General features: G+C 68.0%; 8 protein-coding genes. 7 read left to right on the forward strand and 1 reads right to left on the reverse strand.

The window, feature by feature from the left end:
- The first annotated feature begins 649 nt into the window (after window positions 1-649).
- The 6 genes from IE97_RS0137560 (at window position 650) to IE97_RS0137590 (ending at window position 7732) form a co-directional block, all read left to right on the forward strand.
- Window positions 650-1198: a YciI family protein gene (locus tag IE97_RS0137560; protein ID WP_030251978.1), complete on the forward strand. Its 549-nt coding sequence runs from the start codon at window positions 650-652 to the stop codon at window positions 1196-1198.
- A gap of 58 nt (window positions 1199-1256) precedes the next feature.
- Window positions 1257-2408 (forward strand): GDSL-type esterase/lipase family protein, encoded by a 1152-nt coding sequence (locus IE97_RS0137565; RefSeq protein ID WP_037845404.1) that lies wholly within the window; start codon window positions 1257-1259, stop codon window positions 2406-2408.
- Between the two features lie 111 nt (window positions 2409-2519).
- A complete protein-coding gene (locus IE97_RS0137570) occupies window positions 2520-3197 on the forward strand; it encodes a DUF6308 family protein (RefSeq protein ID WP_030251986.1) in 678 nt (225 codons plus the stop codon).
- Between the two features lie 220 nt (window positions 3198-3417).
- Entirely contained in the window at window positions 3418-4560 is a 1143-nt protein-coding gene (locus IE97_RS0137575) for a tyrosine-type recombinase/integrase (protein ID WP_234310521.1), read from the forward strand.
- Window positions 4561-5234: 674 nt separating this feature from the next.
- The gene (locus IE97_RS43360; RefSeq protein ID WP_234331900.1) at window positions 5235-7151 is read left to right on the forward strand and encodes a tyrosine-type recombinase/integrase; all 1917 of its coding nucleotides are present in this window, start codon (window positions 5235-5237) and stop codon (window positions 7149-7151) included.
- On the forward strand, window positions 7148-7732 hold the full coding sequence (locus tag IE97_RS0137590; protein WP_037845406.1) for a DUF6262 family protein: 585 nt from the start codon (window positions 7148-7150) through the stop codon (window positions 7730-7732). The genes IE97_RS43360 and IE97_RS0137590 overlap by 4 nt, the downstream gene beginning before the upstream one ends.
- A 210-nt stretch (window positions 7733-7942) precedes the next feature.
- Here IE97_RS0137590 and IE97_RS0137595 read toward each other — a convergent pair whose 3' ends face one another.
- Window positions 7943-10498 (reverse strand): DEAD/DEAH box helicase, encoded by a 2556-nt coding sequence (locus IE97_RS0137595; RefSeq protein WP_030251999.1) that lies wholly within the window; start codon window positions 10496-10498, stop codon window positions 7943-7945.
- A 287-nt stretch (window positions 10499-10785) separates the two neighbouring features.
- On the opposite strand from IE97_RS0137595, the gene IE97_RS43670 reads away from it, so the two are divergent.
- On the forward strand, window positions 10786-10974 hold the full coding sequence (locus IE97_RS43670; protein ID WP_078603541.1) for a double zinc ribbon domain-containing protein: 189 nt from the start codon (window positions 10786-10788) through the stop codon (window positions 10972-10974).
- Window positions 10975-12050 lie beyond the last annotated feature (1076 nt).

Consider the following 12050-nt stretch of genomic DNA (forward strand, 5'->3'; position numbering starts at 1 on the left):
CTGGCTCCCCTTCCCGTCGATGTCGAGGCAGTCTTTCCGGGGCCTGATCGGTATGGCGCGCGAGGTCACCCAGCTCTACCCTCGGGCCGGGCAGCCGGACAGTTCTGTCAGGGGGCGTTGCTGTGGGCCGGCCGACGAGCCTTGGCCGATGTGCGCCGATCTGGACCACTACAAGCCGCTCGACGCGCCCGTAGGGCCGGAGCCGGTCGCGATGATCCCGGTAGTCCAGCTGTATGCAGGGATGTGCCCGGCCTTGTCTTCCCAGCTGGCGCCGACCTGTTGCAGATCCTGTGGTGCCCGCTTGTTCAGGAGGACGACCAGTACGCGGCCAGCCTCCGGCTCCATTGGCGCAGCACGGCGCTGACGGCCGCCGCCATTGCCGGGGGAACAGCCTTGCCCGCATACCGCGCCAGGAGGGCTACATGCCTCGCCCGTGGGCTGTGGGTCGTCGTGAGCTGGGGATGTCGGCGCCGGACGCTGTTTTCTGTCACTTGGCTGCAGAGCAGCCGTGTTTGCATGCCACTTGGTTGTGAGCGCGCGGCCGTGATGGCTGCGCCGTTTGACGGGATGCTGCCTCGTTTGGAGCGCGGGGGCATCGTTGCCGAAAGCCAGTTGAGATGGTGCCTGTGATGGGGAAGGGTCTGTGGTCATGGAGTTCTTCTGCTACCACCGTGACCGGCCCGGCTCCCTTGCGTTACGCGAGGAGTTGGTGGAGGAGCACTGGTCCTACATGGACCGGTACGCGAAGGAGCTGATCGCTCGCGGCCCGACCTTCGCCGATGATGGTGAAACACCCACCGGCAGCGTGCACATCGTCGATCTGCCCGATCCCGCCGCCGCCCGCGCGTTCGCCTTCGACGAGCCCAACTACCAGGCCGGCGCGTACCGGGATGTGCTGCTGCGCCGGTGGCGCAACGTGCTGGGGCGCACCATGTGGGATTTCCCCGGTGGCCGGACCGATGGCAACCGGTACTTGGTGCTCGGCCTCGGCGAGGGCCCGGCCGCCGACCTTGCCCTGCCGCTCGACCGGGACGAGCTGGTCGCGTACGGGCCGCTGCTGTCCGACGACGGCGACACCTGGCTGGGTACGGCGGTGCTGCTCAGGGCCCCGGACCCGGACACGGCACGAGCCGTCCTGACTGCGGACCGGTACGCGGACATCGAGGTCCACGACTGGGAGTTCGGCGGGCGTCGATGAGCCACGAAGGCGCCGGGTTGATGTCATCTCCGGTCCACATTGACCTGGGACAGCAGCGGTGACGGTGGCGCTGCAAGCGGTTCCGCTGGTGGGCGGGCCGGTGGAGTTACGGGGTGCGTTGGACCTGGAGACCACACAGGCAGGGGTGATGCCGCGCCGGTTGCCCGCGTGGACCAAGGAGCAGTACCAGGACCCGTCGGTCTACGGGGTGACCGTGATGCCTTCGGGGGTGCGGCTGGTGTTCCGCACCGATGCGCGCGCATTGGAGTTCGAGGTACTCACTTCCACCGGCCAGCTCGACTCCGACCCCCACCCTCGCCCGACCGGGATGCTGGAGTTGCTGGTGGACGGCGCCTTGGCCGGGCGTCAGCAGGCGCCGGTGGGCAACGTGCTGCGGATGGCGGGCCCCGGGGCCGTACAGCGACTCATCCCGGGCGAGCCAGGGACCGTACGGTTCGCCGGGCTGCCGGCCGGCATGAAGGGCGTCGAGTTGTGGCTGCCACAGCAGACCCCAACGGAACTGGTGGCACTGCGCGCCGACGGCGAGGTGCTGGCACCGCTGCCGGACGGGCGGCGCCGCTGGGTGCACCACGGCAGTTCCATCAGCCACTGCATCGAGGCTGACGGCCCGACCGGGACCTGGCCGGTGGTGGCAGCTGCGCTCGGAGGGGTGGAGGTGATCAACCTCAGCCAGGCGGGCAACGCGCTGCTGGATCCCTATGTCGCCCGGACGATCCGCGATACGCCCGCCGACCTGATCAGCCTCAAGGTGGGCATCAACATCGTGAGCCTGTCCGCCTTCCGGCTGCGGACGTTCGGCCCGGCGGTACACGGATTCCTGGACACGATCCGGGATGGACATCCGGACACCCCGCTGCTGTTGATCTCTCCGGTGAGCTGTCCGGCCCTGGAGGAGGCCCCCGGCCCGACCACGACCGGCCCGGACGGGAGGCTCGCTGCCCTGGGCGACCCGGCCGATGTGGCCGGCGGGGCATTGTCGCTGGCGGTGGTCCGTGCCGAGCTGGCCCGGATCGCTGCGGCACGACAGGCGTCCGATCCCCACCTCCACTATCTCGACGGACGCGAGCTGCTCGGCCCGGACGAGGCAGATGATCTGGCCGACGGCCTTCACCCCACCGCCGCCGCATACCGTCGAATGGGCAAGCGCTTTGCAGCCCACGCCTTCGCGACCGCCGGTCCCTTCCGCTGAGTGAGCAGGGCTCCACACCCCGCACCAGGTGTGGAGCTTCCACGCTCCTCCGGCCCGAGATGGGCGGTGGGGGATTCAGGCCACTGCTCGCCTTATGAAGGATGGGTTCGTGTGATCTCGTCCACTGGAACGTCGTTGTCGCCGTTGGGGCAGCGGTTGCGCGTACTGCTGAGTGCAGAGCGTGTTATGGGTGATCTGCGACGTTACTTCGGGATCGGTCTGCCGCCCGGCGGGATGCCGTTCACCGGGAGCCGGTTCGAGCATCTGGCGGGTGGGGGAGACCGGCCGGAGGTCGCTGACCGGATCACGGCTGAGGACCTGGTCGCGGTGCAGACTTTGTCGGTGACTGTTCCGGCGTCCGTCGTGCTGGACATTCTGGAGGGCCCCCTCGGCGCGCGGCTGTCCGGTCTGTTGCACGCCATTCCCAGGGACGTCGACATGGTTGACGCCGACGCGGTCGTCGTGGCCGACGGTTCGCCGGCGGATCAGGCCTGGCACCTTCTTCGTGACCAACCCGATGTCGGATGGGTGATCGCGGGGAAGATTCTGGCGCGTAAGCGTCCGCGGTTGCTCCCGGTCTACGACCGAATCGTCCGCTGTGCTGTCGGCCGGCCGCCGTCCTTCTGGCTCGCTCTCCATGCCGCGCTGCGCGAGGACGACGCCGCGTTGCACCACCAACTGCTGGAACTGAGGCAGGCCGCGGGGCTACCCGAGACGGTGAGTGCGCTGCGGGTGTGCGATGTGGCGGTATGGATGAACCACCGGGCCGTCGGCCATACCTGCCCCTGAGGATGTCTGCCGCCAACGTGACCCGAGGGTTCGTTCTGGCGTGTGAGGGTGACGGACTTTACCAACCGTGGCCTGGGTGTGTGGGACGTTCGCGTGGAGTGGTCTGCGGGGCCGGGGGAGGGGTGTGGACTCGGGGCCCGGAGTGCCGTCACCGGGGCGGGCCTGGGTCTGGAGGGGGCGGCGCATGGTGGGTGGCCGGTTGGTGGTGGGGGATTTACGTGTGCAGGAGATCGTCCGTGGTGATGGGCGGGTCTGTTACACGGTCGTGGACACGGACTGCTCGGTGGTGGGGGAGGCGGACGGGTTCCTGCGTTCCTGCCGGGCGGGTACGGATCGTACGTACGCGTATGTGCTGGTGGATCATCTGCGGTGGTTGCGGTTCGCGGGCCTGGACGTGGGAGCGGTGTCGCTTGAGGATCTGCGGCACTACATGGCGGCTTTGGGGGCGGATTATCCAGAGCCGTTCGGGTTGCCGTGGCGGGAGGGGAAACGTCCGTACGGGCACAGTGCGTTGAAGACCGCGGCGGCCTGTCTGAAGGGCTTCTACCTCCGCCTGGGCACCCTCGGCGTGAACCCCGCGCTGGCGGAGGCGCTGCGCGTGACCCGTTTGCCGACGCGGGCGGATCGGCGGCGGGCGATGCTCGGGCACGTCCTGCACAGCATGCCCGCGAATCCTCTGGCTCCGGGGGAGCGGGTGCGTCGGCATCCGAAGATGCTGCCCGAGGGCGCTCGGGATCTGCTGCTGGGGGCGGTGTCGTGTGCGCGGGACCGGATGGTGGTCACGTGGCTGGCCGACGGCGGGTTCCGGATCGGTGAGCTGTGCGGGCTGCGTCTGGTCGACCTGCACCTGCGGGAGCAAGCTGCGTGCGGTCAGTGCCGGGGGCCGCATGTGCACATCTGCCATCGCGAGGACAACGCCAACCGGGCCCGGGTCAAGACCAAGACACCCTGGACGTCGCAGGACGGAACTGTGTGCGGCGGGACGGTGCGCAGGGTGAGTCCGGCGATGATTCACACCTACTTCGAGTACATCACCACCCAGTACCCCGCCCGGACCGCTCACGGCATGCTCCTGGTCAGCCTGCATGGCTCTTCCCGTGGCCGGCCGTGGACCACCGCCGCGGCCCGCGGCATGCTGCGCCGGGCCGCAGCCCGTAGAGAGATCGGCCGGGTGGTCCCGCACGCTTTCCGGCACAGCTTCGCCACCGCGGTACTGGACGCCGCACGGGGCAACGCTGTGATCGCGCGCGATGCCGGCGGCTGGGCCTCAGCTGCGACCGTCGAACAGGTCTACGGCCACGTGGACGTCCACGACCCGGTCTTAACCGCGGCGCTGGAGCAGGTGTGGGGGACGCAGCCGTGATCCCGCTGACACTGCTGCCCGGCCGCAGCGACACCACCCGCATCGACCGTGACCGTCTCGAACTGCTCACGGCCCTCATAGAGGCCCCTTGATTCGACTCGCTCTTCCGCGACGCGCTGATCTTCATCCCGCCTCAGCACCCGGTGTTCGCCTGGCAGTGCGGCGTCGACGGCTGTGAGCGCATCCGCCGCGTCAGCCACAACCTGTGCGGTTCTCACTGTCTGGAGTGGGAGCAGGCAGAGCGGGCCAGCCAAACCAAGCGCGCCTTCATGCACACCGCAACGCCTCTTCCGGCTGCGCGGGGAGTGGACTACGGGCGCTGCCGGATCTGCCCGGACCGCCCGGCCGTGAGCCCCACGACCCAGTTGTGCCATCAACACCAGAACCGCTGGCAGTATGGCTCGGCGGTACACATCGACCGGAAGCACCTCGGACGATGGGCTCTGGCCCAGCACGCGTTACCCGGCTTCGGCCTCTGCAAGGCCCGCTGCCCGTTCTTGGCCTGCGGCTCGGTGGGATTGTGTATCCAGCACCAGGCCCGCTACCAAACCGAGCAGCGTCCGGGAGGAGCCCGGTCGGAACGCATCCATGGCCGCATCAAAGACGGACGCCCGCTCCCTGTGACCTACGACGACGAGTCCGCCTTCCACGCATGGTGTGCCACCACGGAACCCGTGTCACAGCCGGGACTGGTCAACCTCTACGCGTTGCCTCCATTGCTGCGGGCCGAGATCCAGTGGGGCCTGCACACCCATGCCCAGGCCGCACAGCACTCCGAGTGGACCACCAACGGCATCAGGAATCTCGTCAGACATTGCCAGCGAGGCGACATCACGTCCCTGATGGACCTGCACGACGAGGGCTACAAAGACCTGACCCGCAAACAGATGGACTCCGAAGTCCGCAAGATCATCTGGGAGGTCGTCAACGGTCTGCGCTGCGTCTACTACAGCCCCTCGGACACCAAGGACGCCGGCTTCCTGGAGACCGATCACTTCGGGCGACGCTTCAAGAACGCCCAGAGCCACTTCGACATCACCAATGTCCCCCAGCGGTGGCTGCGCGATCTGCTCTGGGACCATCTCACCGAGTGGCTCCGATCCCCGCAGTGCCCCCGCACCCGAGGCCCCTTCGACCAGATGCGCCGCGCCGCCGTCGAACTGGGCGTCTTCCTCCAAGCCGACGCCCCCGAGGCCGGCCACGACCCCACCGTGCTGCGCCGTGAGCACACCGAGCGGTTCGCCGCCGACCAGCGCCACCGCGCCCGCCATGGCCTGCCGTCCCTGGGCATGGTCCTGGTCGACGGACGATCCCCCACCGTCACCGACCTGAGCTGTCAATTCGTCTTCAATCAAGCCCGCAAACTGCTCTACAGCGCCATCACCGCCGGTCATGCTGAGCGCCTCGGCATCGACACCGGCTTCCTGACCGCCATCCCCTTCGGTGGCACCGGCCTCAAGCAGCGCTCCCGCAACCCCTTCAGCGACGACGTCGCCCGCGCGCTGATGGACGAGACCAACCTGCGCGGCCTGGAGGAACTCGACCTCAACGACCGGGGCCTGCGGGACATCTGGGAGACCATCGTCGCCACCGGGCGCCGCTGCAGCGAGGTCGTCGGACTGCGGTTGGACTGCATCGGCCGCTATCGCGGTCTGGCCATGCTGTGGCACGACCAGACCAAGGTCGGCAACTACAACGAGGGCATCCGCATCCCCGAGCCCGTCTACCACCGCCTCGATGCCCGCCGCACCAAGACACTCCAGCTCTTCGAAAAGCGCTACGGCCGCATTCCAGCGGCTGCCGAACGCCCCGGCCTGGCCTTGTTCCCCTCCCGCATCCGCAACCCCAACGGCCGGCAGCCGATCTCCTACGGCCACTTCAACCAGCGTTTCAGGACCTGGATCGCCGGCCTCGACCTCGGCGGCGCGTACGTCGCCCACCAGGCCCGCCACACCCTGGCCACCAACCTGCTGCGCGCCGGCGCCACGCTCACCCACATCCGCCGCTACCTCGGCCAGCTCTCCGAACGCATGGCCGAGCACTACGTGAAGATCACCAACAGCGACCTCGAAGACGTCCTGAACACCGTCTGGGTGGCCGGGCCCGGCGCACCCAACCCAGGCGAACTCCTCTCCGGCGACACCACCCCTATAGACCGCGAGACAGCCCTCGCCCTGGCCCTGGACCTCTCCCGCTGCAGCACCCCCGCCGACGGGGGATTCTGCACCTACCAACCCGTCGTCGACGGCGGAGCCTGCCCCTGGAAACTCGACTGCGAGAACTGCGACAACTTCGTCCTCTCCGGCGCAGACCTCCTCTACTGGCGACGCAAAGCCGAACAATGGCGCTCCATCGCCGAGAACGCCCCCGACGACGCCACCGCCGACTACCTCCACACCGTCTTCGAACCCACCGCCAAGGCCATCAAAGGACTCGAGCAGGCACTGGCCGCCCTCGGCATCCTCGACGAAGCCCTCACCCTCGACCTGCGGCGCCCCCAGGACTACTTCCACCGCACCTGGAGCACCGCCTTTCGCGCCCGAGACCTCGCAGCACTGCAGGCCCCCGACGAAACCACAGGGCAGCCATGAGCACTTCCCGCACCGACGCGGCCGTCCGAGCCCGCCGCCAAGCCACTCAAGACATGCTCGAACGCCTCCAGACCGCCCTGGCTGCCACGGCACGTGACCATACGCCTGTCACCGTCGCAGCCCTCGCCCGTACCGCCCGCGTCTCACGCACCTTCCTCTATCAAAACGAGCAGGCCAGAGCCCTTATCGAACAGGCCACCCGCCCAAGCACATCCCATCCCGGCGCGTCCGCCAACGGCCGCAGTCGTACACAGCCAGCCTGGAGAGAACGAGCCCTTAACGCCGAAGAGGCACTCGCCCAGGCCCAGCGCGAGATCCGCACCCAGCGCACCCGTATCGCAGAACTCCTTGGCAAGATCCGAGACCTCGAGCACGATCTCCCTGAAGGGTCACTTCAGCGGATCGTCACCGAGAACACCACCCTGAAGCAGCAAGTACGGCAGCTCACCCAGGACAAGCAGCACGTGCTAGAGAGGCTGGCCAGTGCCCGCCAGAACAACCGCTTCCTCGACAGACGCACCGCAGACCTTGAAGCCCAACTCGCCCCGTATCTCACTGCCCCGCATCCGCCAGCCCTGTAGGCCACCTGCACGGAGGGCCCTGGTAGCCGGGCAGGGCGGGTTCCCCGCCCGGCTGCGGTAACCCCGGGAGCCATGAGCCAGTAGGCGGGCGGGAGGGGAAAATAGGCGCCCACTGCGCCCCAATGCCATCCGTACACACTTGGTACGCAAAATGAGCGCTCCACGATACGGTCGGCACACGCGACGGGGGGCGGCCGGTCCTGCTCACGGTCAGGCCCAGCGCATGCCGATGGCGGACAGCTGCTCGATGCGTTCCGGTGACAGCGTCGCGGCTCTGCTGCGTTGGTTGCTGATCCATGCCCCCAGCTTGAGCTCCTGGACTTCCGGGCCCTCGCCGTCCTCACGGCCGCTCGCGGCCCTGTCCTCACCGCTGACGACGGCGATCCGTTCGATGTGTTTGCGGGGTACGCGCAGGTGTCTTTCGCGTTCGTAGTACTGCTTGGCGGCTGCGAGGTTGAGGGCCCATTTGTCGGCTTGGCTGGTCCGGGGTTTGGGTTTTTCGTCTTCGGTGGCGGGTTGGATGCCGAGGATGTGTTCGCACATCCACTGCTGGACGGTGGTGAGCTTGTCCCAGCCGAGCCGCACTGACCGCACCCACCGGCCAAGGTCTTCGCCCTGGCGTACGACGTCACCCGGTGACGTGGGCAGTGCGCCGCCGGCTTCCAGGTGCTGGCGGGTGTGGTGGAAGCAGCGTTGCCATTCCACTGGCCAGGTGGGGCACCAGGACGGGTCGATCTCGTCCAGCTGTTCGCGCCTCTCGGCCGAGAGCACCCAGGCGGACGTGGTCTTCGCGGGCAGGCCCTCCGCCTGCCGTTGCTCGGCCTCCATGCCCCGGCGGGCGGCGGCCCTGGCGTTCTTCAGAAATGTGCCGATCTTGAAACCCTGGTGCGTGGCATCGAGGGGGGCCAGGAGGTGGCCGTGTTCGGCCGCCCACCCACGGGCCGCGGCGAGCGCTTCTTCCCAGGCGACGTCGTGGTGGGACCAGATCATGCCTAGCTTCTCGAGCTGTGCGATGCGGTCGGTGTCCATGTCGCCGCGGGCGTAGAAGCGCCGGTTGTCGGCGATCCACTGCCCGAGCGGGAACCCGGCGAGCGAGGCCGGCCACCCCTCGGCCTCCACCGCCTGGTCCTTCCCGCCAGGCACCCGATAGGTGAAGGGCACTTTCAGGTCGCTGTGGAGGCGGTGGTAGATGGTGGCGGCTTCGATGCCGCGTCGCCAGTGCTGGTGTTCGGGGTTGAGGACCCGCAGGTTGATGAACGCCGCCAGCTGCGTAGGGTCACGCGGCGTGGAGAACTTCAGCAGTTCCCGGGCCGGTACTGACAGTCGGTCGGTTCGGTCGCTCTCGGCTTCCTCACCTTCCACCCCGCTGAGGCTCTGAACCCCCATGACACGGCTTTGCGCCTGCTGCTCGGCAAGCTGCTCCACGATGCGGGTGTCGTGTGCCCTGAGCGCTTCCAAAAGCCTGGCCAGGCCGCCGTACGCCCGGCTGGTGAGCATGTTGTCGGCCGTCTCTCCGGGCCCGAGCAGGACCGGCACCACGAGGGAGGCGACCTTGCCCTCGCCGGGGTGCATGCGCAGCGCGCGGCCGACGGCCTGGACGAGATCTGGCATGGAGCCGCGTACGTCGGCGAAGTACACGGAGTCACAGTGAGATGTATCGACGCCTTCGCCGAGCACACGAACGGACCCGAGGAACGTCTTCTCCACCACGGTGCCGTCAGCGGTGATGCCCCTGGAGAACTCGTCCAGGACACGGCGCCGGTGGAGGGGTTTGTGCTCGCCACACAGCCAGTTGGCCCAGATCGCCTTCGGGTACAGCTCCGGGTCCGCGTCGCGCAGCTGTGCTGCGACGTCCGGGAGGCCGGCCGCGAACGCTTCGGCTTCCTTGACCATGTGGTGGAAGACGAGCGTGCGCCGGAAGCCCTCCTCGGCCGATGCCTTCACCAGGGCGGTCTGCAGGGCGGCGAGCCGGGCCCCGCGTACGTGCTCGGAGCGTGCGTCCTCGCCCAGGAGCTGGGCGGCCTGGAGCTGGGTGTCGGTGATGTCCAGGCACACCACCTGGTACGGCGCGCAGATCCCCCGGTCAATCGCTTCCGAGAGCGTCAGCGTGTAGCAGCGGGCACCGAACGGCCCGCTGGGATCGTCCTCCATCGAGGCCACCAGCTCGCCCGGCGCGCCCTGCTCGGCGTCCTCGTCGAGCTGCCACAGCCGGGGTGTGGCGGTCATGTAGAGGCGGCGCAGGGCGGGGATGCGGGTGTTGTCGTGGACGACCGCCCACGGCCTGCCGATCCTGCCCGAAACCCTGTGCGCCTCGTCCACGACGATCAGCGACCACCCCGGAAGGCCGGCGGCGTGTGCGCGCTCCAGCGTGCCCAGCCCCAGGCTGGCGTACGTGGCGAACACGGTCACCTTGTCGAACGGGCGGACCCACGCCACGAGCTCGTCCACGTTCGTGGTGTTGGGGAAGGTCACCTGGTCACCGCGCAGGGACGAGACCCCGATCATGGGGCCTGTGCGGCCTCCCTCGCGCCAGGCGGCCTCGGTCTGGGCGAGCAGGTCCAGCGAAGGAACGAGGACCAGCACTCGGCCAGCACGGAGCTCCTCCGCACTCCGGGTAGCGACGAGGGTCTTCCCGGTTCCGGTGGCCATGATGACCTGAGTCCGCAGCCCCCGCTCCGGCACAGTAGATCTTGCAGGCGATTCGAGCGCGCGGAGTACCGCGTCCACGGCTTCTCGCTGGTGAGGGCGGAGTTCCTTCGCAGCCATTCCGATCTACTCTCTTCTCCAGGCTGGACGCAAGATGCCACAGTCCAAAGGCAAGCAACCAGCATGAAACCACCCGGCGATGGACCACGACGCCCACCAAGACACCACGCTCGTACCGCTGCTCCGGCACACAGGAGATCCCTCTGCAGCGACACACAGATCCCACGACCCAGGAGACGTCCAAATCCAGAGTCTATCGCGATCCAAAAATGAAGCACACACCATAGAGAGTCAACACCGATGTCATGGGTACTCCACCATCACTGTCCACCATGTCCCGGAGAGCTATGACACATCAGACTGAAAACGACAAGGGAAACCGGTTCTGCAAGGCGTGTGGCACGCCGGCCGAAGACGGGAAACTGTGCAACCACTGCGGCGCCGTCCTGGATCTGCCTGACGACGCAGGGCTGATCGAAGACCAAGGCGCAGCGGTCCGACGGGACTTCGAAGGACGCACCGAGCAGCAAGAGTGAAGGCGACTGAGACAGCAGAGACGAACCTATTCCGCTGAGAAGCGTGGACCGGGGTACACGGGCCGCATGGCATCCACAACTGATCGCGTCAAGTCCCTGCGGGCCGTGCGGCAACTGCGCCAGGTCCGCGTCTTCTACGCGGTGGGCGTCCTGCTGTGGGCGGTATCGACCGCATGGACAAGCTGGCAGTCACCCGGAAGCCGGCAGATGTGGGTATCCGCCCTCCTCCTGGCCATTTTCACTGTCCTCCTGGTCACGGCCTCCTTTTGGCTACAGCGTCTCCAGGCCGCAGGCTCGGCCCGCCCTGCGCACCACGCCGCACCACGGAGGCCTGCACCGCGACGCGCGCACGCCTGACTCACCGCCATTCGGATCGTCGGCCAGCGGGACCCAGTGAGGTGACCGACTCCGTATCGGGCCGCTCGCCCCTTGCGAGCAGAGTTCGGCGTCCCGTGACATCACGCCTCAGGGTCCTTGAAGCCGGTGAAAAGCAGGTTCACTAATTGCAGTTGGCGGTAAGGCGACCGGGGAAGGGAGGCGATATGGAGCAACGGCCGGAGTCCCGTGTTCCGCCGTCATGGACGAGACCAGGCAATTGGTGGGGGCCGCGATTGTACTGGCCGATGCTGTGCCTGAGTATCGCCCTGCTGGCGTGGAGGGTGATCGATGGTGACAGTGCGGTGCGCATCGTGGTGGCGGCCGGCCTGATCCTCATGTGGATTTGCCTCATAGCTGCCAACCGGGCTGCACGGCGCAAGGAGGCCAGCCGAGACACCCTTGTAGCCAGCCCGGCCCGCGCTAGCGGGCCTGAACGGCCTGGAGGCGCAGCCGAAAGCCCGTCAGGGCGGGGGAGCGCAGCGGACCCGCCCGGAGTCTGAAGCGAAGCGGAAGACTCGCGCGGTGGACGTAGTCCACCGCAGCTCCGGGAGCGCAGCGGACGGAGCGTCACCACCATTGCGCAGCAATGGTGGTGAGCGGGATGCGTAGCATCCCGCCAGCGTTCCCGCGGAGCGGGAACGCAACGCCCGCGCGTAGCGCGGGTGTTCGCTTGCACATCGCGCAGCGATGTGGTACCC

Source organism: Streptomyces sp. NRRL S-455, assembly GCF_000717875.1.
In the GTDB taxonomy this organism is placed as follows: domain Bacteria; phylum Actinomycetota; class Actinomycetes; order Streptomycetales; family Streptomycetaceae; genus Streptomyces.